The following is a 25098-nucleotide window of genomic DNA, read 5'->3' on the forward strand; positions in this document are numbered from 1 at the left end:
TACGAATAGCCCACGGATACCCATGGAATACTTTTTTCAACAACTCATTAATGGTATAACTCTAGGCAGCGTATATGCGCTTATCGCTCTCGGTTATACTATGGTGTACGGCATTATTCAGCTCATTAACTTTGCCCATGGTGAATTTTTCGCTGCCGGAGGCTATGTAGGCGTTATTTTCATGAGTTACCTAGTTTCTCAAGGCGCGCCTGCATGGGTTTGTCTTTCCGGTTCATTAATATTGGCAATGGCATATTGCGCAATGCTTGCAGTTGCTGTTGAAAAAGTAGCTTATAAGCCGCTTCGTAACTCATCCAGGCTTTCTGTTCTTCTTTCTGCTCTGGGTATGTCCATATTTCTACAGAACGGTTTGATGTTAACACAGGGGGTGTACGACAAAGCTTACCCCACAGAACTGACTCAGGGTGGCTTTGAGATGGGAAACGTAATGCTTTCCTATATGCAAATTTTTATCGTCAGTCTTACCGCATTCTTGCTAGTGGCCTTGAATGTTCTTGTTTTCAAAACTCGTATTGGTAAGGCGATGCGCTCAACAGCTCAGGATAAAATAATGTCTGCGCTTGTTGGTATTAATTCTAACCGCACAATCAGCATTACTTTCGCAATCGGCGCAGCTCTTGCTGCTGCGGCAGGTATCATGGTCGGGCTTTATTATGGCTCAGTTCGTTACGATATGGGCTTTGTTCCCGGTATCAAGGCGTTCGCCGCCGCCGTTTTAGGCGGTATCGGAAATATTACCGGTGCAATGATCGGCGGTTTTATTATCGGAATGGTAGAGATTTTTGCCGCAGGTTATATTTCAGGGGAGTATAAGGACGTATTTGCATTCGTGATACTCATTGCGGTCCTTTATTTCAGACCTTCAGGAATCATGGGAGAGAACATTGACGATACCAGAGTTTAAAAAACACTGGACATCCCTGGGTATTGGGATGGTCTGGCTGTTCATCCTATTGTGGCCTTTGCTTGGCGTAAAGCCTGAAGGGCTTGAGGTTGCCAGTACTTTTAATGTCTGGTGGAGAATTGCCGTCGGTTGTTCATTTATTTTGTTTTTGTACCAGTTAAATAAGATCGGAACATTTAATTTTATATCAAGACCTGCGTCAGCAGTCGCAGGTAATATTAAAAAAGCTTCTTCCACTGTACCTGTTGCGATCTGGTTTGTGGTAGGTCTTGCCTGCGCCGGTTTAATTCCTCAGTTTGCAGGGCGTTATGCTCAAGATGTCGCGATAAACTGTATGATCTACGTTTGTCTCGGACTTGGGCTCAATGTAGTTGTCGGCTTAGCTGGTATGCTTGATCTAGGATATATCGCATTTTATGGTATTGGTGCATACACATATGCTCTTCTTTCAGTTCAGTTCCAACTTTCATTTTGGATTTGTTTGCCTATTAGTGCAGCAGCAGCCGGTTTTGGAGCATGGCTTATCGGTTACTGTTCCATGAGAATGAGAGGTGATTATTTAGCTATTGTCACGCTTGGGTTTGCTGAAATTGTTCGAATGGTACTTAATAACTGGATGAGTTTGACCAATGGCCCTAACGGCGTAACCGGTATTAAGGCTCCCGGAGTTTACTGGTTCGACTTTACCAATGGTATGACTTTAGAGCATATTTGGCTCAAAAAGCTTTCACTTATCTATTATGTTGTTCTTCTTCTTGTGGCCTTCACTATTATTGCTGTTTACCGTTTACAGCATTCACGTACGGGTAGAGCATGGGAAGCAATTCGCGAAGATGAGACTGCTGCTGAGGTTATGGGTGTCCCAACTTTTTATATGAAGCTTCTGGCATATTGTACCGGAGCATGTTTCGGCGGAATGGCCGGAGCATTTTATGCTGCCAGAATGAGATTTGTCAGCCCTGAGTCCTTCACCTTCCTTGAATCAGCTATGGTTTTGTCAATGGTTGTTTTAGGCGGTATGGGGTCAATTCCGGGCGTTATTCTGGGGGCACTTGCTCTTATCGCACTTCCTGAAATATTCAGAGACTTTGAATTATATCGCATGCTGGTTTTCGGGGGAGTAATGACTCTTATGATGCTCTTCAGACCTCAGGGTATTTTACCTGCCAAACGTACAATGAGAGCCGGAAAGGATTAATTCATGACTGAACCAATATTAGAATTACGGGATATTAAGTCCGGCTATGGGAGCATTCAGGCTCTCAAAGGGATAAATATTAAAGTCTATGAAGGTGAAATAGTTTCCATTATCGGTGCAAACGGCGCCGGTAAAAGTTCAACTCTTATGACTATATGCAATATTGTTCACGCCACCAGCGGTGATATCTTTTACAAAGGTGAAAGAATAAATCAGATCGCATCTGACAAACTGCCTGCAATGGGGCTTTGTCAGGTTCCTGAAGGGCGCAGAATTTTTCCGCGCTTAACAATTGAAGAGAATCTAGATATGGGAGCTTTTTTCAGAAATGATAAGGAAATTGAAGATGACAAAGAAAGGGTCTTCGGTATGTTTCCTATCCTCCGTGAAAGATGCAAACAGGCCGGTGGTACTCTGTCCGGCGGTGAACAGCAGATGCTCGCCATCGGCAGGGCGTTAATGAGCAGGCCGAAAGTTCTTCTGCTTGATGAGCCTTCCTTGGGGCTTGCTCCGCTGATTGTTAAGCAGATTTTTGATATCATTAAAGAAATCAACAAGCTGGGAACAACTATTATTCTGGTTGAACAGAATGCTAAAGTTGCGCTTAGTATGGCGCATAGAGGATATGTTCTTGAAACAGGTAATGTTGTCATGGAAGATGAAGCTCAAAAACTATTAAATAATCCTGATATTCAGAAAGCATATCTTGGAGAATAATTTTTGATTTCTTTGAAAATATTTGTGTTGAATTTTTAAAGTCTCTTAATCCGTTAAGGTTTGAGAGACTTTTCCATAACTATAAAAGAAACTTTGCAAGATCTGATTTTGGTGGTGTTGAGCAGGCATATAACTGCTTATTATCTTGGGTACACGTTTGTTCAAAACTTGACGGAACAGGAAAGACTTGCATAACATAAGATGTTCATGTTTAATTTGTCTCTTATGTCCGTACTATACTTCTTCCAAATATCTGGAGGGTTACAATGGCTAGGAAAGTAGTGATTGATCACGATGAATGCATCGGTTGCGAAACTTGTGTTGAACTTTGTCCTGAAGTTTTTGCACTTGACTCAGATGGTGAAAAAGCTGAAGTAATTAAGGAAGATGCAGTTGATTTAGATTGTGTTCAAGAATCTATAGATTCTTGTCCTGTAGAGTGTATCTCTATAGAGTAGAAGGTCAGTTCTCACATGTCGAACAGAAAAGGCGTCTTAGTTAGATGCCTTTTTTTATGTTTTTTTTAAAAACTTAATATCCATTTGGAATAATGTCGGAAGATTTTTAACTATCTGAATTTTTATGCCGTCTTCATCAAGGGCAGAGCCTGCTCCATATTCAATTTTAAATTGATTCTCATCAATTCGCGCCCTGCACCATTTTGCCCCAGCCTCAAACATGCAGTCTTCAGTAAGCTCCACAATAGTAAGATTTTGCTGTGTTAAAGCCGTTCCTGTTTTGATTCTAGTCGCCAGACAACTGTTAGAAGGGCGGGGCATGGAATAAAGTTGCAGGAATTTTGCGGCTTCAATAATCTTCTTTTTATCGAATCCTGCGAGAGCTAAAGGTGAAATGACCCCGGCTTCACGAATTGCTCTTAGCCCAGGGCGATCATCCGTATCGTCTATATGGCTGCCGTCAAAAAGCGGCTGTTGATCAATGGTATTGATAATTGTTTTTTTGCAATGGTAACAGCGTAGATCTGTATTTGCACTTATCAACTCATCTTTGAGAACCGATATTTTGATAACTTGATGGTTGATACCTATCGATTTTGCGGATTCTCTGGCGAATAGAATATCACGGCTTGCTGTGAGTTCAGATTCTATTGTAACCGCTGTAGCTTTAGTACCTAATACATCAACTGCCGCTTTAGCCACCAATGAGCTGTCAATTCCACCTGAAAACGCAATAAAAGCTTTATCGAATCTGCTGATGATATCAAGTATGGATTTGTATTGAGTTTGAATTGTATGTGAATTCGTCATAGGCACATATTTTGTTAAGATACGGTTAAGACAGATTAAATTTATTGATAGCGTGATCAATAAAGCCCTTGGTATGTAATGGTTGCCAATAATGTAATAAGTGATTAATTATTAGCAACACGTGTTTGTTAAATGGTTCACGCAAATAGAAAGGTAAATAAAATATGATCATTAATATCACCCCGATGCACTTTCGGGCCTTATCAAGAACTGTTGGAATTTTCGCAGTTCTCATAGTTTTTATGATTACTTCAGTGGTGAGCAATGGGTATTGCTCTACATTTTCATCTAATGAAAAAGAAAAAAAAGAAGTCAAACTCCCCGATCCTGTCTCTAACGGTATTGACTATCTCCTGTCTACTTTATCATCAAAAACAAAAGATTTTGATGTCAATCAGGTAAAGGACTTGATCCGTTACGTTGATGAATTTCCGCCTACCAATAAAATAATCGAACTGCCCAAATATGATTCAGCCAATGGTGCAGGAATGCGCATAGAAGTGAAGGCTCCTTTAAAGAGGATTCTTGAATATACGTATAATCCTGAAATTCCGAACTATGCAATTTACCCTTCAGTTATCCGTCTAAGCGGATGGTATCCTGAGAGTGAATTTTTTGCAGATAAGGTTCAGCCATGGAAACATCTTAATGACTGCGATAGCCCGAAACTCTGGCGTGGGAAAGAGTTTGAGGTTAACACTCCTGACTCATTCGGCGGTGCTTATTATAGGTACGACCTGAATCGTCTATTAGTTATTATGAAGTATGAAGGAAGGGATGTTTTCTTTTCGATTTCCAGACAGGCGGACAAGTCCAGCGTCGGTATGAAGGGACTTGTCATGGATGATAACCAATGGAATTATTTTTATACTGGAATTCCGGGTTTGACTGCTGGAGGAATGGGTTGGATGGATACATTTATGTACGATTCCATTTCTGTTTCCGTCTACATACAAGATAAAAATAACCCTGAGTATACTGTTAACTGTCTCTTCAAATGGCTCCGTGCCGGGTGGGCCGGACTTAATGTTGTCCGTCCTAAACATATCTTTGAAGGCAGCCAGCGGTTTGCCAAGGCCTTTGTAGCTTTGATGGAATCAAAAGATCTTCCTGAATCGAAGGTACTTGCTGAAAAAGTTAAGGGTATAGAATCCATGACTGATCAAAAAATAGATAAGTACATTTCAGAATACTCAAAAAATATAGAAGCTCTTGCCTGTAAGAACCCGGTGATAGTCGATAAATTCCCGGAAGTTTACGCAGACGGTAAGTATGCGAATGGTTTTACAAGGGAAGAGCGTATAGGTATCCTTGTTAAGGAGTATATTAAGCGTGCTATGGGCAAACAATGTCTGATTTATGACAAGGTTGTCCAAAATTAACCAAGACTCTTTTTAAAGAGGTAGTTTTATGATTTGCTCAGAAAGTGAAGCTAAGTTCAAATATTGTCCGTACCTTATGACAAGTGATGATAAAATGAAGTTTTGTCAGGGAACGATGTGTATGATGTGGCGTTTTTGTGATAGTGATAAAGGATATTGCGGCCTTGCGGGTAAACCGGAAACAAGTAAATAGTCTGACTGTTTAGGATAATATTCTATAATGCCCAAGCCTTATGCTTTTAAGCTTGAAAAAATTCTCGATTTTAGAAAGCAAGTTGAAGAGCAGGCTCGTTTAGCTTTGGCCGAAGCGAACAGGCTGCATGCTGATCAAAAAAAAATCGTCGACGGAATTGAACTGAAAAAAAACAATCATCAGAAAAAAGAATATGAAAAGCTGTCCGTAGATGATTTGTGGCTGTGGCGGCAGTACGATGAGGCTTTAACCAAAGACCTTCATGCAGCTCAAAACCGTCTCACGCAATTGGCCCTCAATTTGCAAAGATGCCGTACAGACGCTGTTCAAAAGTCAAAAGACCGTAAGTTGCTGGAAAAACTAAAAGAGAATCAGGCGAAAAAATACTATGAAGAAGAAAATCTTAAAGAACAGAAAGAGTATGACGAAATGGCAACGCTTCGGTTCAAGCCTAAAACTTTCTAAAATTCTTATCTGTTTGATTTTTCTTGCATTTTTTAAACTTTCTCTCATAGGTGCTTTAGGTTTAAATTTATTTGCTCCGGCGCATAATGCGGTAAAAGCTGTGGTTGAAAGCAATGTTGTCCGAAATGTGGTTTCCGCTCCCGATGCAGTTGCTGCTGAATCGGCTAAAAACCCTGCCGGGGGATCAGCCGTAAATGGAACAGACAAACGCCCTGAAAAAATGGCGGAAGCAGACTGGAAGGCCCTCAAGGCGAAAGAAGATGAATTGGCTCGCAAGGAAAGATCGCTCCGCACACTTGAGAAAAATTTAGATAAAAAGCTTGCTGACCTTAATGATCTTGAAGCCCGCTTGAAAAAAATGATCGCTGATGCCGATGTTCTAAAAGATGAGAAAATCAAACATCTGGTAGGCGTGTATACTGCGATGAAGCCTAAAAGCGCAGCACTTGTTATCGAATCTCTGGATAAGGATTTAGCTGTCAAAATTTTGTCCGGCATGCGTGGACGTAATGCTGGTGAAATCCTGGGATTTGTTGATCCGAAGAAAGCTGCAAATCTTTCTGAAGCGTTGACCAGATTACAGGTCCCTCTTGAGCAGTAGCACTCTGAAGTTTAAGAAATAGTTTTCAAAAATTGCTCCAGTCGGTTTATCGGCTGGAGCATTAATATTTGTATGGTCCAGTATTAAGCCCTGTAAAATAAAACCGGAGTTCGCAAGTTTGCAGCTTAGCTTTTGCGAAAATATTTAAATTGAAAAGAGTCAAAATAACAATTGCTTATGATGGAACTAAGTTCTGCGGCTGGCAGATTCAGCCAGGAGTACGGACAGTTCAAAACGAGCTTGAGAAAGCCATCTCGCGCATAACAGGGGAGTCGTTGCGGGTGTACGGTTCAGGTCGTACCGACAGCGGTGTGCATGCGCTTGGACAGGTGGTTCATTTTACCGTTCCTGACAGCAAATCTAAAGTTCCGTGGCAGCGGGCTTTGAATTCCATTATGCCGGATGATGTGACCGTGCTGGACGTACAGTATGTGGATGAGTCTTTTCACGCTCAGTTCAGTTCAGTTCGCAAAACATATATTTATACTCTCTGGCTGGAGAACAGCTTTTTGCTACCATGTCGCCGTAATTATGTGTGGGCGTGCGGACCGCTTGATCTTGATGCGCTTGATAAAGGTACGAAGCATTTTCTGGGTGAACACGATTTTGCGTCTTTTCAAAATGTCGGAACTCCGGTCAAGAATACGATCAGAACTATTTTCAGCTTTTTACGTCTTCCCGGTGAAAACGAGTATGAAATAAGGCTTGAAGTCTGCGGGTCTGGTTTCTTGAAGCAGATGGTGCGTAATATGGTCGGCTGCCTTGTTGAGGTCGGTAGGGGTAAAGCAAATCCCGATTCAGTCCGATCAGTGTTAGAGGCGAAAGATCGAACTTTAGCACCGGCCACAGCTCCCGCGCAGGGGCTGTGTCTTGCTCACGTGTATTACGGGGAGCCTGAGCGTGGCGGATTTGAATCTGTACGAAATAAATCTCATATTAACGGGAACGAATGAAACCGTTGAATCCCCGCAAAGAACTGTAATAAATTCTTTTTGGGGCGACAGGTTTTCTCGCGCTGCTCTGAAAAATAAGTATGAATTGACCGGTACATCCACAGTCATGGATGTGCAAAGCCGCATACTGAGCCTAAGTGATGCTCTTGGTAAGTTCCGCTGGTCTAAAGACGGTTTCGGGTTAAGCGAAGCCCGTCTGGTTATTAACGATCCTTTCCTTGATAATAAAGTTTCAGCTTCTGAAACTCCCAAAAACACCGTAGCGCGTTATTATCGCGCATATTCGCGTGGCTTTACAGGAAGTTCTCCTACTATCCTTGATCCGGGCGAATATAAGTTTAACATGTCTTACGGTTCTGCGACTAAAGAGCTGAGCGTGACTGTTGAGAGCGGTATGGATAATGATGCTGTTCTTGATAAAGTGCGTGATGCTGTAAATGGAAGTACGCTTCCAGTTCAGGCTAGAAAGTTTATCCAAAATGTTCCCGGTTCAAATCTTGACGACCTTCTCGGCATCGGTTCCTCTTTAGCGTTCTCAGTAAATACAGCTTACAGCAATAATAACTCCGATATAGTAGGCGGTTATGACGGCGAGACAAATAGTGAAGTTAATAGCCAATTGAAATTCAGTGATACAAGCGGACACCTGATTTCTCATCTTAAACTTGAAGACACGTTTTTGCCTGTTGGATCGGCGCAAGAGAGAAGCTACAGCTTGTCAGGTACAAGGCCAGGTTCTGTCTCAGAATATTTAACCAAAGGGTTTGACGTTAATGCAGTCTCAACTCTTTCCAGCGGATCTCATTCCATCGGCTATTCGATTGGAGAAGAAACCGGAACAATCGATTTTAATGTTGATGAAGGTGCTACGTGGCAGACTGTTCTGAATTCAATTAAAAACGCAGCCGCAGGTACTTCTGAAAAATTTACTTCAGATGTTGTCGATGCAAAACTTCCATCTCCGGTTTACACAGGCAATGAGTATTATCTGATTGATGGAAAAGCTGTAACAATTACTGCTGTTTCCCCAAAGCTTGGCGAAAGACTTGTTCTTGAGCCTGAAGCAGGACTTGAAGTTTTGGGACTAAGTGTTACCGCGCAACCCGGTACAGATGCTGAAATGGTGATTAACGGAGTGACAGAAAGTCGCGCCCCCGGTGAATTTGCTCTGGATCATGGCCGAGTAATTGTAGACCTTGATGAGCCGTTCGGCGACACTTTGCCCTTGCGTGTGGTTAATGCTGTTTCTCAGATAGAAGAAAATATCGGCTTGTTTACTGATGCCTATAATGATCTGCGTAAAACTCTATTGCCGTCTGAGGATCTTTTCAGAGATGGTTTTGCAGATATGTGGCGTGAGCCGATTGATAATAACAGAATAAATTATGAATGGATGGGGCTTAGGGAAGCTGAGAAGGATAATTTACTCTGGTTCGATTCAGATGTGTTTTACTCTGCAATAGGTTCAGAACCGGAAAGAGTCAGAGACCTCTTGGAAGGTGGTGAAAATGGATTGGTTCCTCTTTGGAAAGAGGTTAATGCAACTGTATTAAAGAACAAGGTCAGTTCATATTTGATACCGAAAACCTCTCTGCCCGGGCCGTGGCTTCCTGAGCCTTCCCCCCGTACTGAACTGGAATTAGAGATTAAAAGAGAGCTTGTTGATACATTTGATACGGCGTTGAAATTTAACTTTGATGACAACCTCGAAAGTACAGGAAGATTGATTTCCCGAAAAGGCTGACTATAGATTTACAGCAACAATAGTTCTGGAAGCAGAATCAAAATGAAATTTAATCCTGTTTAACGGCTGGGTGACTGTAAGGGTTTTGTCGCCTATTTTTATTTGCACGCCGGGGTGAACAGTTCTTTTGACTCTTATCGATAACCTTTCAAGGGATTGATAATAATCAGCAAGGTCATTGGAAAGCTTGTTGCGGACAGCCTTCAGCTTGCGCTTGATCTGAGCGCGAAGGATAAGAATTTTTTCCATCTGCTGCATTTTATCTGCCGGAGTTCTAGCTAAAATTTCTTCATCTGAATCCTGCCCTAATGCCGTGTTGATTTTCATTAACCTTTCTCGAAGATTTTCTCTTTCTTTGACCAGCTCTTTGTTTATAGGTGGCCTCGAAATTATACTTAAAACGGTGCTGACTCCAATTTCAGAGCCAAGTTCGTTGGCTTCAATTCCTGTAGCAGAGGCGATGGAGCCTCCTTGAATAACTCCTTTGCCGCTGGTCGCGGTTATGGGGCCTTTGCAGCGTACAAGGCAGTTGCTGAGTTCATGTGCTATTGTCAGTGAGTCCCCGCAATCAATGCGTGAATTGGCTGCAAATTGTGCTGTGATGTTATTTCCGGCTTTCAGGTGCCCCTTTCCAGCCATAATGATGCCGCCTCCGACATCAATATCTCCGCCAGCGCGGACTTCCGCCCCTTCAATTGATTCCTTAACGAGAATATGACCGGGAACATCGACTACAAATCCTTCACGAATAGATCCGGTAATATGAGTTGAACCTTTTTCAAGTCTGATATTGCCGGTGGAGTAGTCTACGTCGCCTTTTGTCTCAAGAATATCTACTACCGATAATTCTCCTTTTTCAAGGGTAACCATACCGGTGGCTAAAGCTTTATAAGTTATTCCGTCCGGCATGGGCGCAACGTGCAGTCCTGGTTTAACTGCAAATGATTGACCGCCGGGAGGCGGAGTCTGCCGTCCGTATACGTCTTCTCCGGCCAGGCCCTCTTCAGGGGGGTGGATTTTCCCGATGATATCACCGGGGCTGACCATTGGATGTGTGCCTCTTTCTTTAAAATCAATTCTATCATTCTCAAGTGAGGTCCCGATCGATTTGGTTTCCTCTTTTGCATATTCAAACCAGCCGTTTTTACCTGCAATCGGTTCAGTGCCTTTTGCAATAACCGTTTCTTGGGCAATTCCTGTTTCTCTGGCTGTTTTGAGAGCTGTTTCTCCTGCTACCAGCAGTATGGAGCGCGAAATTCCAAGGGACTTTAAGGCCGGCTCGATTTTTTGCAGGGTAATGGTTGCACCGAAGCAGTCTTGTGGGAAAAGTGTTGCCCTGACTTGCATCGCATCCTTTGAAACATGAATGAGAGAGTCAACGTAAATCTGGTTGTCTCTTATCTGTACCAAACCGTACGTTTCAGAAATGAGAGCATTGATTTCTTTATCGTGAAAGCAGCCTCCGCCAACTGCAACGGTAAGATCTTCGGGAATATTGGTTTTTGTTGCGGGGATTACTTCTCCGAGCAGGTTGGCTCCGTTTGAAGCTTTTACCGGAGCAAGCAGCGTTCCGAATATCATTTCCGGTAAAACCGGAAACTGGAAGTCGGCATCGCCCAGAATAGCGCCGTTTTCAGGCTCTTGCGGGTATGCTCCGCGAACGAGAGCAACGTTCAGAATGGACTTACCCTCACTTGCTCTCTGCAATGCAAACTTTGCTCCGTCAGGGTCGAGTTGTCCTTTGTAGCCTGCCCGTGCAAGTTCTTTTTTCATCAGCTCGATAGAAAGGGGCGCACCACTTCCTTGCTCAGGAGTATAATTTGAGATGAAGGCCGCCATCTGGTCGGAGGTAATACTGAATTCTAATTGAGCATCATGGCTTTCGTCTTCTCTTGAGGTGGAAGAAGACCGTAACTCAGAACCTCTTATAGGGGATTCTTGATCTGCCATTTTACTTAAGCTCTTTTATATTAAGATTATGTACAGTAATTGTGATATACGGATAATACTATCCCAGTGAGGTCAACATTATACTATGTTGCAATTTTGTTCAACAAATGTGGGCAGATATTATTATAAATATTTTACTGCCTTTTTTTGTTAATAATCCAGGTGAGCTCTTCAAGTGTTGAGAGCAGTTTTGCGTACATCCCTCCTGCTCCTGGCGGAGGTCCGAAAAGTGCATTTCGCTGTTCTTTAAGTCCTCTGGGGAATACGGAATGGGGTTCTACGCGGCGCATAGTCATAGCTAATCTTTCCGCGAGCAGGTAACCTGTAACCCCTTTTTCGAATATTTCCATGTACCTTAAAAAATCTGTTTTGCAGGAAACCCACATTTGCAGAGCTTCATCATTAGGCTCAAGTGATGTCACTTCGCAGACAAGCGCGTAAAGGCTGTTGATAGATGCCCCGGGGATTCCCCTGCGCCAGCCCAGAAGCCAAGGATTACGCCAGAAAAGTAGAAAATGACCTTGTCCGGTAGCAATGATTGTTTCAAGTGATTTGCGCGCCGAGTGCAATACGGGGTCATCCCAAAGCACAGGGGTGTCGGACAGTTCCCATGCAGGGACTGAAGGTCTTTGGGTGTGCGGTTCATTTTGCACCTGATCAAGTATATGAGACAGCCACATATTAGCCTGCGGAGAAGCGGGAGTCTCAAGATGCGGATAACTGAGAATGAATTTACCTTTACCAAATTCTCCTGAGATAATTGCGGGACGGTCCTGCAAAAAATTAGGCATTAAACTGATACCGTAAAGGTTTTCCCAGTCGCTGAGTGTTCCTTCCGGCAGTGAACCTACGCAAAGGTCGGCTACCCAGAAATCCGGTCCTGGTTCACCATACTTGCCGAGAGCTGTCGTTGCTCCTGCCCCGTGGGGTGAAAACTGGCCGGGCCACCATACGGGAACAAGTGCTTCTTTGCCGAGAGAATCGGGGACAAGAGGATGATCTTGATTCAAATTTAAATTTATATGACCGCTTAAAAAATGATGAAGGCGATTTTCAAATCCTTTGCGTTCCCAGTCCGTTAAGGACAGTCCGCCTGTGCCGGAAAGTGCAAGTCCGGCCCCGCCGCAAAAGCCTAAGTAAGTTCCGCCTTCACTTACATATTGCTGAACAGCGAGTATCCCGATGCTGCCGAGACTGCTGGCTTTCCCTTTTGCCCAGCCGCCCGGAACAATGAGAGCCATGGGGGGCTTGCTTGAAAGCAATCCCTGAGCTATTTGATGCCCACGTACTAACTTGTGGTCTATGTTCCAAGCTTTTAGTGCCCGGTGGATTAAAAGTCCCCAGATGTGGGAGTCGTCCCATAATATATAGATACTTGACATGTTCGAGTCTCTCTATAAGTGTGTAGCGCAAGTTGACAAAGTAACTGATTGGCGGTGAGCCTGACCGTTGAAAACACGTAAATGTCGGGCTGTCAATGTATCTCATTTTAAATATTTTATTGTTAAACATAACTTAGCATCCGAAACCGAAAATCGGAAGACTGAGAATTAAGATTATATAGGAGTCATATTATGGCTGAATCCAATCTGCCTAAAGGTTACGAGCCTGAAGACGTTGAAAAAAAATGGCTTGATCACTGGAAAGAAAATAAAACTTTCACTCCTGATCCGGAAGCAGACGGTGATCCGTTCTCTATAGTTATTCCTCCGCCTAACGTAACAGGCGTTTTACATATGGGCCATGCCTTAAACCTTACTTTGCAGGATATCCTCTGTCGTTACAACAGACAGCTTGGTAAAAATGTCCTGTGGGTTCCCGGTACTGACCATGCCGGTATTGCTACACAGAACGTTGTTGAACGTCAGCTTAAGACTGAAGGTCTGACCCGTGACGATCTCGGACGTGAAAAATTTGTTGAACGTGTCTGGGACTGGAAAGAAGAAAAGGGCGGACATATTCTGGAACAGATTCACCGCATGGGGGCTTCTGTTGACTGGAGCCGTGAATGTTTCACCTTTGATGACCAGCGCGCCAAAGCAGTCCGCAAAGTTTTTGTTAAACTTTTTGAAGAAGGTTTGATCTATAAAGGTAACTACATTATTAACTGGTGTAATCGCTGCCACACAGCGCTCGCTGATGATGAAGTTGAACATTCTCCGAAACCCGGTCATTTTTACAATGTCCGCTATAAGCTTTCTGACGGTTCAGGTGAACTTGTTGTTGCTACAACCCGTCCTGAAACTATGCTCGGTGATACCGCTATCTGTGTTAATCCTGAGGATGATCGTTTCAACCATCTGATTGGTAAAACTGTAATACTTCCGCTTGTAGGGCGTGAACTTCCGATTATCGGTGATACCTATGTTGATATGGAATTCGGAACAGGCGCGCTGAAAGTCACCCCTGCGCATGATATGAATGACTGGGAACTGGGCCGTAAACATAATCTTGAAGTAATCGCTATTTTCGATGAAGCGGGAAATGTAAACGAGAACGCTCCTGAAAAATATCGCGGTCTATATAAAGACGAGGCCCGCACAGTAATCGTTGCGGACCTTGAAGCTGAAGGGTCGCTCATTTCTATTGAAGATCATGAACATTCTGTAGGTGAGTGCTATCGCTGTAAGTCTGTAATTGAACCTCATGTTTCAGAGCAGTGGTTTGTTTCCATGAAACCTCTGGCGGAAAAAGCTCGCGCCGCAGTTCCGTCTGAAACTCAGATTTTCCCTTCTAACTGGGAAAAAGTATACTACGAATGGCTCGATAATATTCGTGACTGGTGTATCTCCCGTCAAATCTGGTGGGGACACCGTATCCCTGCTTGGACCTGCGAAGAATGCGGTGAACTCATAGTTTCTGAAACTGATCCGACTAAATGTACCAAATGCGGAAGTTCCAAGCTGACACAGGAAGAAGATGTTCTTGATACATGGTTCTCCTCAGCCCTCTGGCCTTTTTCCACTATGGGATGGCCTGACGAAACTCCTGAGCTGGCAAAATATTACCCGACATCCGTGCTGATCACAGGATTTGATATTCTCTTCTTCTGGGTTGCACGTATGATGATGATGGGAATTCATTTTCAGGGTCAGATTCCTTTCAAACACGTGTACATTCATGCTCTTGTCCGTGATGAAAACGGCAAGAAAATGAGTAAATCTACCGGCAACGTAATTGATCCGCTTGAAATGAGCGATAAATACGGAACTGACGCTTTGCGTTTCACTCTGACAGCTTTTGCCGCCATGGGCCGTGATATCAAGCTTTCAGAATCAAGAATCGAAGGATATCGTCACTTCGTAAATAAAATTTGGAACTCAGCCCGTTTTGCGCTGATGAACTTTGACGGCAAAAAGCCTGAAGCTTCAATTGATGATGCAACCGGACTTGCTAATAAGTGGATTCTGCACCGTTTGGAAGAAGTTAAAGTTTCCATGCGTGAAGGAATTGAAGGATACCGCTTCAATGAAGTGGCTCAGACCATGTATAAATTTATCTGGAATGAGTTCTGCGACTGGTATCTTGAAATGATCAAACCTGATCTCTATAGTGAAGATGAGTCACGCAAAGCTCCTACTCTGAAAGTCCTGTGGACAGTCCTTTCTGAGACAATGGTTCTGCTGCACCCAGTCATGCCGTTTGTAACTCAGGAAATCTGGTCTGTACTCCCCGGCATCGAAAACGGAGACATTGCAACCGTTCTTTATCCTGAAACAAGAGCCAACTGTATCAGCGAAAATGCTGTGTCGCAGATGGAACTCTTTCAGGGCATAGTCTCAGGTGTCCGTAATATCCGTACTGAGCTTCTTATCGCGCCTTCCAAAAAGCTGGAAATGATCATGCGCACAAGCTCTGATGAAGCACTCAGCCTCATCAATGACAACTCCGAACTGGTAAAATTCCTTGCCCGTCTGGAAACTGTTGAAGCCGGACCGGATGTCCGCGGCCCTAAAGCTTCCGGTACAGCCGTTGTTCAGGGTAATGAAATCTTTATTCCTCTTGCCGGAGCGGTAGATTTTGAATCCGAACTTGCAAGACTGGATAAAGAGTTTGCCAAGCTGGACAAAGATTTGATTGTAATAGAAAAGAAGCTTTCTAATGATGCTTTTGTAAACAACGCTCCTGCTGCGGTTGTAGCTCAGGAACGCGAAAGACTTGCTGAAATTGATGACAAGAGAGCAAAGCTTACTGAGCTTAAAAACAGACTCATAAGCGTAATGAAATAGTCACGACAGTTAAAAACAGGATGTATATATGGGCATAGTATATCTCATCGGTGCTGGTCCCGGGGACCCCGGTCTGCTGACAGTTAAAGCCAAGGAAATTCTGGAATGTGCAGATGTCCTCATTTATGACTATCTGGCTAACAGTGAGTTCATTTCCTACTGTAAAGAAGGTGCGGAAATTCTTTATGTCGGCAAAAAGGGCGGAGATCATACCCTTCCGCAGGATAAAATTAATGAGCTGATCATTAAGAAAGCGAAAGAAGGCAAAATTATTGCCCGCCTCAAAGGTGGCGATCCTTACGTTTTCGGACGCGGCGGAGAAGAAGCGGAAGAACTGGTTGAAGCCGGAATCAAGTTTGAAGTCATCCCCGGTATCACTGCCGGTGTTGCGGCTCCTGCTTATGCCGGAATTCCCGTTACCCATAGAGATTTTACTACCTCCGTTTGTTTTATCACCGGACACGAAGATCCTACCAAGGAAACATCCGGTCACAACTGGGAAGTTTATGCTAAGTCCAACAGCACATTAGTTTTCTACATGGGCGTTAAAAACCTGCCCATGATTGCTGAAAAACTGATTAGCAACGGACGCGACCCTGAAACTCCTGTTGCCCTTGTTCGCTGGGGAACACGCTGCAATCAGCAGAGTTTTGTGTCCACTCTTGAAAATGTTGCAGAAGAGGCCGCTAACCGTAAGTTTCAGGCTCCTTCTATCATTGTTGTCGGCGGAGTTTGCTCTCTGCACGACAAACTGAACTGGTTCGAAAAGAAACCTCTGCTCGGAAAAGGAATTGTTGTCACCCGTGCCCGTGAACAGTCGAGCGGACTTGTTTCCACACTCGGCAAACTCGGTGCATGTGTTTATGAATTCCCTACCATCACCATTGAGCCGATGGCTGATTATGCCCCTGTTCAGAAAGCTATCAGTTCGCTTTCCGATTGGGACTGGCTTATCTTTACATCCGTTAACGGTGTAAAGCACTTCTTCCAGCAGCTCGAAGAAAGCAATCTTGATGCCCGCGCTTTTGCTGGGTTGCAGATTGCCGCAATCGGACCTGCAACAGCTGAAGCGCTTGTTGCAAAAGGAATTAAACCTGACTTTGTTCCTGAAAAGTACGTTGCTGAAGGTGTTGTTGAAGGGCTGCTTGAAAGAGGTGTTAAAGGCAAAAAGGTTTTGATCCCGAGAGCTTTGGTTGCCCGCGAAATACTGCCTCAGGAACTTGAAAAAGCCGGAGCGCATGTTCAGATTCTGCCTGTTTACCAGACAGGTCTTTCTGAAAATGATCCCGCTCCGATTCTGGACGCTCTTAAAAGCGGTAAAATTAATTACCTCACTTTTACCAGCTCCAGCACGGTTGAAAACTTTTTCAACCTTATTGAGCCTGAACAGTTCCACAAGTTTAAAAAATCAATAAAGATTGCCTGTATCGGCCCGATTACAACCAGAACCCTCGAAGGGTTCGGTTTTGAGCCGGATATACAGCCTGATGATTATACGATCCCCGGACTTGTTGACGAACTGGTCAAAGAATCCGCAGAGTAAATTACAAAGGAGGGGCACTTGCTCCTCCTTTTTTTGATGGAGACTCTGTTTCCGGCGGCTTAAAACCTTTTTTAAAAAAAGTTTTTAAGAATTCCAAAAAATTTTAGTAGGGATAGTTCTGTTACCTGAGTTTACAGAAATTATATTTTGGCGGTGACCTCAGTTTAGGAGTTTTCTGTGAGCAAATTACCAATTGCTGTTCTTATTTCCGGCGGCGGTTCCAATCTTCAAGCTTTAATAGATAAGATTGAAGAAGGAATTCTTGATGTTGATATCAAAATGGTTCTTTCAAACAGAGCCGGTGCTTATGGTCTTGAGCGGGCAAAAACCCATTCTATTCCTACCTGTGTTCTGAGTCATAAAGATTTTAAGAGCCGTGAAGATTTTGACGGTGAAATGGTACGTATACTCAAAGAAACCGGCGCGCAGGCTGTTGTTATGGCCGGGTTCATGCGCATCATAACTCCTGTTTTTTTAAATGCATTTTCAGGCCGGATTATTAATATTCATCCTGCGTTGTTACCTAGTTTTGCAGGAGCAGGCGGTCAGACTGAGGCCGGAGAATACGGCGTACAGATTTCAGGGTGCACTGTTCACTTTGTAGACGAAAAAATGGATAACGGCGCAATCATTATTCAGGCCGCAGTTCCGGCCATGCCGGGTGAAGACGTTGATGTTTTAGCAAAGCGCATTTTGCGGGTAGAGCACAGAATTTTACCGCAGGCGACGCAGTGGCTGGCAGAAGGGCGACTCCGTACCGAAGGTCGTTTTGTTAAACTCGGCTTGGCTGATGTCGCTAAGGCAGAACAGGATACTGATTTTCCTTGTCTTATCAATCCCCCATTAGAATACGGGTTTTAGTGCTGCTTTGGAGTCATAATGATGGACGCCCTTGAGCCGTGGGGCCGCCAGACTCTTCGTCGTCATACTGAAAAGAATATTCCGGGGAGTCCGGAAAGAGCTCTTTCTCGTTCCGTTATAGAAGATACTCAAAATAATTTATGGCTTATTGAGCGTATCGCCAATAAACAGCTTGTTCCGCGCGCTGCTATAGCTTGCAATCTTAAAACTTTGCATGATTCCGGTCTGGAGCACATTCTTCTTTATCAACAGATTGAGGAAGGGACTTATGTAGCGGATATTATGGGATTGCCGTGGCAGCTTTCTCCTTACTACAAATCTGATCCTTTGCCTCGTCCTGAGTTTGTTTATGATGAAGAGAGGGGCGAAGCTCTTGCTGACTTTCTTTGCTCACTTCGCAAACATGCCAAGGGAAAACAGCTTGAACAAGGAGAAGGCCATCTTGATTTACTGGGGTATGCGAAGACCTTGGTGAAAACAATTTCTGACCATGAACCTAAAGTTTTTGAGCGAATAGAGCCTGTTTGCAAAAGACTTTTTCCGGTGATGGAGACGTTTTCAGCACTCCCTACAGCTTTTTGCCACGGGGATTTTCATCCTTTGAATGTTCTTTGGCGTGGTAAAAATGTCGGAGCAGTTATCGATTGGGAATTTTCAGGTATGCGCCCGGAAATATACGACGTGGCAAATATGATCGGGTGTGTTGCTTTCGAAAATCCCGATGGTTTAAACTCAGGATTGATTCCGAAGTTTTTGAAAGTTCTAAGGGATAAAACTGATATCGGGGATGACAGTTATGCAATACTGCCGTTCTTTATCCCTGCCCTGCGCTTTGCCTGGCTGTCCGAATGGCTGCGCAAAAAGGACTGGGAAATGCTCTCTATGGAATTAAACTTCATGAAAATATTATTGGATCGTATTTGAAATTCAGTCCATGTCTGATGCAGGTAGTCTTATCAAAAAAGTTGTTCCTTTTCCCTCGACTGATTTGCAGGTGATGGTTCCATTAAGGTTGCGGATGATAGTATGAGTTCTGGTTAAACCTTCCCCTACACTTTCTCCAAGGTCTTTTGTCGTGAAGAAAAGGTCATAGATGTGGTGCATGTTTTCGTTGGGGATGCCGATACCTGTATCATTGATATAAAATTCTACCTGCTCTTCCACATTTCTGGTCCCTATAGTAATTAAACCTTGTTTTGCGCTCCCTGCATATTTTTTCCTGATTGAATCAGCGGCATTTATAATAAGATTCAAGATAGCTTGGCTTATTTCTCCGGGGCGTGCTGTTATTTTTGCCAGATTATGAGAGAAAGCCGTCTTAACTTCAGCAACCGGCTTCCACTCATTTGTGGACACCGTCAGAACATTTAAAGCTACTTCATTAAGGTCGAGAAGGATTGCAGATTCATAATCAAGGTGCGTAAAACTGTTTAAAGCCTTAACAATTGTTGAAACGTGTTCTATGCCTTCCTGTGATTCGTGTATTGCCAGAAAAACTTCTTCTCTCAAGTAGTCAACATTTTCTATGTCCTTCGGCGAAATAACATTAGAATCATATTTATTGTCTGAAATATTTTTAGGAAGATGTTCGGTTAGTTTATTGATAAATTCAAATAATTCGCTGAAGGACTGATTAAGAAAGTTTAAATTTTGCGATAAAAATTGCAACGGAGTATTAATTTCATGGGAAACTCCGGAAGCAAGCTGCCCTATGCCTTGTAGTTTATGGCTTTGCCACAACTGGCGTTCCATTTCTGTTTTTTGGGTTAAGTCGTCAATAAGAACTATCCCGCCTTGGGATTTTCCGCTTATATCGAGCATTTTGGACATCACGACGCTGTAGTAAAAAATGTCATCGTCTTCGCGGACTTCTTTATCAATTGTAAGGGAAGGTCTTCCTTCAGATATAAAATTTTTTATTTCATCTGCCAGCCATGGGAATGTTTCACTCAGCGGAGTTCCCTTTATCTCTTCCGGGTCTTTGCCCTTTTGCCCGTAATATACCGCCCCCGGGAGATTGGTGATTCCAAGCATAGAAAAAGATTTTGGATTCATATTGTCAATATTGCCGTGTTCATCAATTAAAATAGTCGGAACATTCAGACTTTCGAATATAGTCAGATATTTGTTTTTCTCATTGGTAATTTGTCTATTTGATTTCTGTAATTCTTTAATTGTATTGTCAGGGTCCAGACCAGACCACTCAGAGCAGAAAGCAATTTCAATCCGATCCAGTACTCTCTCAACAAATTTTTCATAGTGAAGTTTGCGTTCTTGATCTGTATCCATATTTCGGACTAGATCTACATAAGCATAGCGATAATATTTGTAGAGCCCGAGAAACATTTGAAGGCTTATACCCCGTTCACGGTGCACACGGGCTTCAATCACACCAAATACTGCTGCAGGGTCCTCTGCATAGTTCTCGTCCGCGCTAAACTGCGGTAAATCGTCGCCGTATTCATTCAGAGCAATAATTATAGCTTCTGATAATCCCTGTATAGAAATTCGCCATGCTTCAATAAGTGTTGAGGTATAATCTGTATATTTTTGAGCTTTAGCGTAAGATAGAATGCGCTCCATCAACCAAAGTTCATTGTCAGAAATAAATTTAGCAAGAGTCTGCATTGAACCCTCCATGGTATTCATTCGGGCATGGAATAGTTTTAATCTGTTCAATAATTAAATAGCCCCTTTAATATGCACATTTAAAACTATAAATACAATTAAAAGCGTATAAAATTATATAGAAATGATTAACACAAAACAGCTCTGCTTTATTAAGCCAGAGATGTTTTGCGCTATTATAGATAAGATGACGGATTTAATTAAGGTCTAAGTGCTCTTTTAACTAGCAAATTTAGATAATTAGAAGACTATCGCTTCAAACCAGAATATATTGGTAGCTTCATCCTGCCATGCCCTTGGTTCCATTCCTGCCTTCTGGCAAGTGTGCGCCAGAAATTGGTGGCGATTCCATTTCCATTCAGTTGCAACCTGCGGCAACAGCAGCCCCGAATTTCTTCCTCTTTGCATGATCAGTCCGTGTTTTCCTATTTCTATCTGCTCTATGTCAGGGCAGATGGAAATAGGACTTAGAATCGAAATTTCGTAATCAAGTTCTTCATATTCACTTAAAGTGAGCTCTGGAAATCTGGGGTCTTCAAATGCTGCCGCGCGGGCCATTGCCCATATTGTTTGATAAAGCGGTCCGGTCCCTTGAACATTACCTATGCACCCGCGAAGATCGCCACCAAGCTTAAGTGTAACAAAGGCCCCAAGGTTCTCTTTCAGGTGTCCAGTTGGCGGATCCGGTATTTCATGCTCTTTATCACCGCGCAGGTTGCTGACAATGCTCAGCTTTACAATCTTTTTGAGATATTCTTTTTCTTCGTCAGTAAGCGAAAAACTGAAATTTTCTGTCATGGTCTCTCCTTACTTAGACTTATTTCGTTTGAGCTTGCCTATGATGTAATCATACATCTCAGGGCGATGAGGCAGGGCGCAGTCCGAGCACCATTTAATGCCGTCTTTAACTTCATATGTGCCGCCGCATTTTTCCAGATGATAGAGTGGGCAGAAGCAGAACAGGCAGTTGAATTCCAAGTTGTTTTCCACTTCATGGCAGGGAAAATACCGGCATTGATAATTTCTAAAAAAACGGAAACTGTTTTCCATGCTACGACTCACAATTCAGTTTGTTAACTTTGATAATGACGAGAGTTATATCGTCTTCCTGCTCCATTTCGCCTTGAAACTCTTGTACTGCATTGATTATTTTGTTTTGTATTTCAGATGCAGGCAATGCTGCATTTTCCAGAATAAGTGCATCAAGTTTTTTCCGCCCGAACATTTCATTGTCACTGTTTCGAGCCTCCCATATTCCGTCTGTGCCGATGAACACGATTTCACCTTCTGCCAGTGGTGTTATGGATTCTGCGTAGTCACTTGCGTCAAATATGCCTAAGGCAAGCATTGCATCGCCTACGAGTTCTCTCGTTTCACCTGTTGCCGGAGTGTAAACAGTGGCCGGATCGTGTCCTGCTCTGACATAGGTGGCGGTGGAATTGTCGGAAGAAATCTCCATACAAAAAAGAGTCATAAAGCGTCCGGTATTGCCTATGTCATTGCATAGCAACCGATTAACTTCGGCAATTCTTGCTGCAAGAGGCAACTTGTGTCCTGATGCATGTTTGAGGTGTGCGCGACCTGTCGCCATAAGCAGTGCGGCTGAAACTCCGTGTCCGGTTACGTCTCCAAGTAATATTCCTGTCCCGCCGTCGCTTGGGACTTTATAGTAATCGAAATAATCCCCGCCGGTTTCGTCACAGGAGATGCTTATGCCGGAAATATCAAGTCCGGCTACTTTCGGCGAAATTTCAGGAAGGAGATTGTTATGAACCTCTTGAGCAAGTTCCATGGATTTAGTTATCCGTAAATGGTCCTGCAGTTTAGGAATCATAGAATTGAACGCTTCCGCAAGGGTCTGCCGCTCGTCATTGGTGCCGACTTCAACGTGTGTGGAAAGGTCTCCCCCTGCGATTCTCTTTGCCGCATCGGTCATCAGAATGAGAGGGGCAATGATTGCCTTGCTGCCGAGATAGGCGACAAGCGCGACCGTAAGCAGAATAATGAAAGCCGCAGTTCCGACAGCAATGTAAAGATTCTGACTGAGGTCAAGGGTTCTTTCTGCCGCTGCGTCTGGTATTTCTGTTATTACTTTTTCCGGAACTATCAGCACATAACTGCCTTGATCTCTAAACGGTGCATATGCCCAGACTGAATCAATTCCGTTATGGGGCATTCTCACTACACCGGATTTCTTAGCTATAATATCCTGAGTTGTTATGGCCAGTTTTTCTGCGTTTGAAGATTGCAAAAATTTGAGATCGCTTGGAAGTTGGGCGCGCCATGAAATAGATTTTTCTTCATGGCCTGATTCTGCCCAGATTCGAAGCTCGTTTTTGCCGTTTGATACAACCGGCCCCACCACGAAAGCCTGAATTGCGGAGGACCATTGCGATGACAACTCATCTTTTCGCAGCAACTGAACCAACTGAATATCGATTGCCGCAACTCCCAGAATCTTTCCGCCCCTGCCTCTGATGGGCATGGAGAGAGTGTAGACCTGCTGACCTGTGCTTACGTCGATAAACCTTTCCCATACAATCCGGCTTGTTGAGATGGCATTTGTAAACCATTTCCTTTTTCTAGGATCGTAATCTCGGGGATAATTGCCGTGTCCCGGGTACTCCATATGCAGCCCGGAAGTAAGAGTTACATGAATTCTATGCAACCCTGTTCCGGCTTCTGAAAAAAAGGATTTGAATTCAGGTTTTAAGAGATTCAGCCGTGCAATATTCTGATCTTTTTTCATGTATTGTTTGTCTTTCGGGTAAAAGAAAACGGGTTCTTCAAGGCTTATGGAAGAAGATTTTCGTTCACCTGAATCATCAATGCTGAAATATTGATCTGAGGGGGCAAGGTCAGGCGGCTGTTTACCCGCTGTTTTAAAATCATCAGCAAAATAAACTTTCGGCAGTCCGTTTACCGGATCATTAAGCACATCTTCAGCATCAGATACAATTGCTTTAAGTGCGAATTCAAGTGAAACAGCCTGCTGTTGCACCAGTTTGGCAGAGTCCTTTGCAGATTGGCGCATTTCACCTTGTAAAATGTTGATCATCCCGGATCGCAGAGTTTCAGATTGAGTCTGTCCGAGACTGAGAATACCCTGTCTGCTGATAGAGGCAACAACCAGAAGTGGAATCAGGCTGAAAACCAACAAGAGAAAGAATAATTTTGTACGTATACTCATAATTTTTAAATTTTAAGAAAAGTCAATTTTAGAAGAAGGAGATTCACAGTTTGATGTTTCCGGTAGATCTGAAAAAGGGAAAGGTTTCCGGTTATCATTAAGCGTAGCATAGCGTAGTAGTTCATAAGTATAGGCGCTGAGTCTGTTGCCGAATCTGCGAAGCGGGGCGGAAGATTTGGCGAAAATCAGCAGGTAGGCATATTGAAAAAAAACAACTGCTTGAAGTAATAGTCTAACCAGCTCAAAGGCGATCATGCATATGATTGTTCTTAAAAGTCTTTTGAGTATGTCGATCCGGCTGTTTTTACATTCGGTAAAGTTTTCCATCTTTTTATGCATCCTTTTATAAAACAGTTCACAAACATTTATTAAAAGTGTTAGATTAGAAGTAACTCCGATATTATATACAATCTTCTTTCCATTGGATTGTACCTTCTTTGTTTTCAGACAGCAATGGAGGATTGAAAATTGCATCAGAACCCGTAACAGGGAAATAACCGTCGGTTATCCGGCTTATCCGCTAGCTTGGCAGAAATTATGAACTTCGACCTCCGGGAGGTGTTTGATGAACACCATGCTGATAGAAGAATTGGTAAGAAGAAAGGCTCAGTCGTTCAGGTCTGACGGGGCTTCAATTTCAGAAGCTCTTGACCGTGCAGGGGAAGAAATCTTATTGCGCTTCGGAGCAGGGCGCGGACATGGCTCCCTTTTTTGTCTGCGTATGTGTTTGCAAGCGGCAAAAGAACGAATTTCTCCGGAATATCAGAGTGAATCCGGTAATGCGGAGGGGGACAAAAGGCTTCCGCTAACAAATTTTGTGCAGGCAGGAGAATATTGTTCCCTTTAGTTACTCCTCAGACGGAAGCCACTTAATCCACAAGTTGCGGTTTCGCGGTCCGTCAAATTCGCAGAAGAATATTTTTTGCCATGTACCGAGCATTATTTCTCCGCCTTCCACGATAAGCATCTGTTCAGGACCGAACATGCTGGTCTTGATGTGTGCATCGCTGTTACCTTCTGCGTGCTGATAATCTCCGGCATGCGGAACAAGTTTCCTTAGATTAACTATGATATCTCTGACCACATCGGGGTCGGCTCCTTCGTTTACAGTGACAGCTCCTGTTGTGTGTGGGCAGTACAGAAGAACTGCGCCGGATGACCAGCCTTTATCGCGAACAATCTTCCTCACCATTCCGGTAATGTCGATCATTTCGTCTCTGACATTTGTTCTGATATTAAGTGTTTCCATAT

General features: G+C 43.4%; 24 protein-coding genes. 15 read left to right on the forward strand and 9 right to left on the reverse strand.

What is annotated here, in order from left to right:
• Positions 1 to 22 precede the first annotated feature (22 nt).
• From B9N78_RS13025 to B9N78_RS13040, 4 genes are all read left to right on the forward strand, one after another.
• Positions 23 to 925, forward strand: coding sequence for a branched-chain amino acid ABC transporter permease (locus B9N78_RS13025; RefSeq protein WP_085102971.1), 903 nt, complete (start codon positions 23 to 25; stop codon positions 923 to 925).
• Positions 906 to 2123: a high-affinity branched-chain amino acid ABC transporter permease LivM gene (livM, locus tag B9N78_RS13030; RefSeq protein ID WP_245805553.1), complete on the forward strand. Its 1218-nt coding sequence runs from the start codon at positions 906 to 908 to the stop codon at positions 2121 to 2123. Before B9N78_RS13025 ends, livM begins: the two co-directional genes overlap by 20 nt.
• 3 nt (positions 2124 to 2126) lie before the next feature.
• Complete coding sequence (locus B9N78_RS13035; RefSeq protein ID WP_085102975.1) at positions 2127 to 2840, forward strand: ABC transporter ATP-binding protein; 714 nt, start codon at positions 2127 to 2129, stop codon at positions 2838 to 2840.
• Between the two features lie 266 nt (positions 2841 to 3106).
• Positions 3107 to 3298 carry a ferredoxin gene (locus B9N78_RS13040; RefSeq protein WP_085102977.1) on the forward strand — a complete coding sequence of 64 codons (192 nt, stop codon included), beginning with the start codon at positions 3107 to 3109 and terminating at the stop codon, positions 3296 to 3298.
• Between the two features lie 54 nt (positions 3299 to 3352).
• Here B9N78_RS13040 and larE read toward each other — a convergent pair whose 3' ends face one another.
• The gene (larE, locus tag B9N78_RS13045; protein WP_137982542.1) at positions 3353 to 4108 is read right to left on the reverse strand and encodes an ATP-dependent sacrificial sulfur transferase LarE; all 756 of its coding nucleotides are present in this window, start codon (positions 4106 to 4108) and stop codon (positions 3353 to 3355) included.
• A 164-nt stretch (positions 4109 to 4272) separates the two neighbouring features.
• Between larE and B9N78_RS13050 the strand changes: the two genes are divergently transcribed.
• The 6 genes from B9N78_RS13050 (at position 4273) to B9N78_RS13070 (ending at position 9446) form a co-directional block, all read left to right on the forward strand.
• Positions 4273 to 5490 (forward strand): hypothetical protein, encoded by a 1218-nt coding sequence (locus B9N78_RS13050; protein ID WP_085102981.1) that lies wholly within the window; start codon positions 4273 to 4275, stop codon positions 5488 to 5490.
• A 28-nt stretch (positions 5491 to 5518) separates the two neighbouring features.
• Positions 5519 to 5683 carry a hypothetical protein gene (locus tag B9N78_RS18180; RefSeq protein WP_170921423.1) on the forward strand — a complete coding sequence of 55 codons (165 nt, stop codon included), beginning with the start codon at positions 5519 to 5521 and terminating at the stop codon, positions 5681 to 5683.
• Positions 5684 to 5710: 27 nt separating this feature from the next.
• A complete protein-coding gene (gene fliJ / locus B9N78_RS13055) occupies positions 5711 to 6148 on the forward strand; it encodes a flagellar export protein FliJ (protein WP_085102983.1) in 438 nt (145 codons plus the stop codon).
• Positions 6105 to 6749, forward strand: coding sequence for a MotE family protein (locus B9N78_RS13060; RefSeq protein WP_085102985.1), 645 nt, complete (start codon positions 6105 to 6107; stop codon positions 6747 to 6749). Before fliJ ends, B9N78_RS13060 begins: the two co-directional genes overlap by 44 nt.
• Positions 6750 to 6898: 149 nt before the next feature.
• Positions 6899 to 7702: a tRNA pseudouridine(38-40) synthase TruA gene (gene truA, locus B9N78_RS13065; RefSeq protein ID WP_085102987.1), complete on the forward strand. Its 804-nt coding sequence runs from the start codon at positions 6899 to 6901 to the stop codon at positions 7700 to 7702.
• Positions 7650 to 9446, forward strand: a complete 1797-nt coding sequence (locus B9N78_RS13070) for a hypothetical protein (RefSeq protein WP_245805554.1) — start codon at positions 7650 to 7652, stop codon at positions 9444 to 9446. Before truA ends, B9N78_RS13070 begins: the two co-directional genes overlap by 53 nt.
• Here the strand turns inward: B9N78_RS13070 and B9N78_RS13075 are convergent, their stop codons facing one another.
• Both B9N78_RS13075 and B9N78_RS13080 read right to left on the reverse strand, forming a co-directional pair.
• Positions 9447 to 11396, reverse strand: coding sequence for a FapA family protein (locus B9N78_RS13075; RefSeq protein WP_085102989.1), 1950 nt, complete (start codon positions 11394 to 11396; stop codon positions 9447 to 9449). It lies immediately after the preceding gene.
• Positions 11397 to 11530: 134 nt separating this feature from the next.
• Entirely contained in the window at positions 11531 to 12778 is a 1248-nt protein-coding gene (locus B9N78_RS13080) for a BPL-N domain-containing protein (RefSeq protein ID WP_085102991.1), read from the reverse strand.
• A gap of 192 nt (positions 12779 to 12970) precedes the next feature.
• Between B9N78_RS13080 and B9N78_RS13085 the strand changes: the two genes are divergently transcribed.
• The 4 genes from B9N78_RS13085 to B9N78_RS13100 all read left to right on the forward strand — a co-directional run bounded on the left by B9N78_RS13085 (position 12971) and on the right by B9N78_RS13100 (position 18953).
• Complete coding sequence (locus tag B9N78_RS13085; RefSeq protein WP_085102993.1) at positions 12971 to 15625, forward strand: valine--tRNA ligase; 2655 nt, start codon at positions 12971 to 12973, stop codon at positions 15623 to 15625.
• Positions 15626 to 15653: 28 nt separating this feature from the next.
• Positions 15654 to 17168 (forward strand): uroporphyrinogen-III C-methyltransferase, encoded by a 1515-nt coding sequence (cobA, locus tag B9N78_RS13090; protein ID WP_085102995.1) that lies wholly within the window; start codon positions 15654 to 15656, stop codon positions 17166 to 17168.
• Positions 17169 to 17345: 177 nt separating this feature from the next.
• Positions 17346 to 18029, forward strand: coding sequence for a phosphoribosylglycinamide formyltransferase (purN, locus tag B9N78_RS13095; RefSeq protein ID WP_085102997.1), 684 nt, complete (start codon positions 17346 to 17348; stop codon positions 18027 to 18029).
• Positions 18030 to 18047: 18 nt separating this feature from the next.
• Positions 18048 to 18953, forward strand: a complete 906-nt coding sequence (locus B9N78_RS13100) for an aminoglycoside phosphotransferase family protein (protein WP_085102999.1) — start codon at positions 18048 to 18050, stop codon at positions 18951 to 18953.
• 3 nt (positions 18954 to 18956) lie between these two features.
• On the opposite strand, the gene B9N78_RS13105 is transcribed toward B9N78_RS13100, so the two are convergent.
• The 5 genes from B9N78_RS13105 to B9N78_RS13125 form a co-directional block, all read right to left on the reverse strand.
• Entirely contained in the window at positions 18957 to 20657 is a 1701-nt protein-coding gene (locus B9N78_RS13105; RefSeq protein ID WP_170921424.1) for a PAS domain-containing sensor histidine kinase, read from the reverse strand.
• Between the two features lie 240 nt (positions 20658 to 20897).
• Entirely contained in the window at positions 20898 to 21455 is a 558-nt protein-coding gene (gene amrA, locus B9N78_RS13110) for an AmmeMemoRadiSam system protein A (protein WP_085103003.1), read from the reverse strand.
• A gap of 9 nt (positions 21456 to 21464) precedes the next feature.
• On the reverse strand, positions 21465 to 21707 hold the full coding sequence (locus B9N78_RS13115; protein WP_085103005.1) for a cysteine-rich small domain-containing protein: 243 nt from the start codon (positions 21705 to 21707) through the stop codon (positions 21465 to 21467).
• Between the two features lies 1 nt (position 21708).
• Entirely contained in the window at positions 21709 to 23847 is a 2139-nt protein-coding gene (locus B9N78_RS13120) for a SpoIIE family protein phosphatase (RefSeq protein WP_085103007.1), read from the reverse strand.
• Between the two features lie 12 nt (positions 23848 to 23859).
• On the reverse strand, positions 23860 to 24174 hold the full coding sequence (locus B9N78_RS13125) for a DUF4389 domain-containing protein (RefSeq protein WP_085103009.1): 315 nt from the start codon (positions 24172 to 24174) through the stop codon (positions 23860 to 23862).
• 238 nt (positions 24175 to 24412) lie between these two features.
• Between B9N78_RS13125 and B9N78_RS13130 the strand changes: the two genes are divergently transcribed.
• Positions 24413 to 24694 (forward strand): hypothetical protein, encoded by a 282-nt coding sequence (locus B9N78_RS13130; RefSeq protein WP_085103011.1) that lies wholly within the window; start codon positions 24413 to 24415, stop codon positions 24692 to 24694.
• Here B9N78_RS13130 and B9N78_RS13135 read toward each other — a convergent pair whose 3' ends face one another.
• Positions 24695 to 25096, reverse strand: coding sequence for a secondary thiamine-phosphate synthase enzyme YjbQ (locus B9N78_RS13135; protein WP_085103013.1), 402 nt, complete (start codon positions 25094 to 25096; stop codon positions 24695 to 24697). It lies immediately after the preceding gene.
• Positions 25097 to 25098 lie beyond the last annotated feature (2 nt).

The sequence above is a fragment of the Desulfovibrio gilichinskyi genome (assembly GCF_900177375.1).
Classification (GTDB): Bacteria; Desulfobacterota; Desulfovibrionia; order Desulfovibrionales; family Desulfovibrionaceae; genus Maridesulfovibrio; species Maridesulfovibrio gilichinskyi.

What these genes read in the sequence shown, in the direction of transcription:
- B9N78_RS13025 (WP_085102971.1), top strand. Translation starts at nt 23, where the DNA reads ATGGAATACTTTTTTCAACAACTCATTAATGGTATAACTCTAGGCAGC.
- B9N78_RS13035 (WP_085102975.1), top strand. Translation starts at nt 2,127, where the DNA reads ATGACTGAACCAATATTAGAATTACGGGATATTAAGTCCGGCTATGGG.
- B9N78_RS13040 (WP_085102977.1), top strand. Translation starts at nt 3,107, where the DNA reads ATGGCTAGGAAAGTAGTGATTGATCACGATGAATGCATCGGTTGCGAA.
- larE (WP_137982542.1), bottom strand. Translation starts at nt 4,108, where the DNA reads ATGACGAATTCACATACAATTCAAACTCAATACAAATCCATACTTGAT.
- B9N78_RS13050 (WP_085102981.1), top strand. Translation starts at nt 4,273, where the DNA reads ATGATCATTAATATCACCCCGATGCACTTTCGGGCCTTATCAAGAACT.
- B9N78_RS18180 (WP_170921423.1), top strand. Translation starts at nt 5,519, where the DNA reads ATGATTTGCTCAGAAAGTGAAGCTAAGTTCAAATATTGTCCGTACCTT.
- fliJ (WP_085102983.1), top strand. Translation starts at nt 5,711, where the DNA reads ATGCCCAAGCCTTATGCTTTTAAGCTTGAAAAAATTCTCGATTTTAGA.
- B9N78_RS13060 (WP_085102985.1), top strand. Translation starts at nt 6,105, where the DNA reads ATGACGAAATGGCAACGCTTCGGTTCAAGCCTAAAACTTTCTAAAATT.
- B9N78_RS13075 (WP_085102989.1), bottom strand. Translation starts at nt 11,396, where the DNA reads ATGGCAGATCAAGAATCCCCTATAAGAGGTTCTGAGTTACGGTCTTCT.
- B9N78_RS13080 (WP_085102991.1), bottom strand. Translation starts at nt 12,778, where the DNA reads ATGTCAAGTATCTATATATTATGGGACGACTCCCACATCTGGGGACTT.
- B9N78_RS13085 (WP_085102993.1), top strand. Translation starts at nt 12,971, where the DNA reads ATGGCTGAATCCAATCTGCCTAAAGGTTACGAGCCTGAAGACGTTGAA.
- cobA (WP_085102995.1), top strand. Translation starts at nt 15,654, where the DNA reads ATGGGCATAGTATATCTCATCGGTGCTGGTCCCGGGGACCCCGGTCTG.
- B9N78_RS13100 (WP_085102999.1), top strand. Translation starts at nt 18,048, where the DNA reads ATGATGGACGCCCTTGAGCCGTGGGGCCGCCAGACTCTTCGTCGTCAT.
- B9N78_RS13105 (WP_170921424.1), bottom strand. Translation starts at nt 20,657, where the DNA reads ATGCAGACTCTTGCTAAATTTATTTCTGACAATGAACTTTGGTTGATG.
- amrA (WP_085103003.1), bottom strand. Translation starts at nt 21,455, where the DNA reads ATGACAGAAAATTTCAGTTTTTCGCTTACTGACGAAGAAAAAGAATAT.
- B9N78_RS13115 (WP_085103005.1), bottom strand. Translation starts at nt 21,707, where the DNA reads ATGGAAAACAGTTTCCGTTTTTTTAGAAATTATCAATGCCGGTATTTT.
- B9N78_RS13120 (WP_085103007.1), bottom strand. Translation starts at nt 23,847, where the DNA reads ATGAGTATACGTACAAAATTATTCTTTCTCTTGTTGGTTTTCAGCCTG.
- B9N78_RS13125 (WP_085103009.1), bottom strand. Translation starts at nt 24,174, where the DNA reads ATGGAAAACTTTACCGAATGTAAAAACAGCCGGATCGACATACTCAAA.
- B9N78_RS13130 (WP_085103011.1), top strand. Translation starts at nt 24,413, where the DNA reads ATGAACACCATGCTGATAGAAGAATTGGTAAGAAGAAAGGCTCAGTCG.
- B9N78_RS13135 (WP_085103013.1), bottom strand. Translation starts at nt 25,096, where the DNA reads ATGGAAACACTTAATATCAGAACAAATGTCAGAGACGAAATGATCGAC.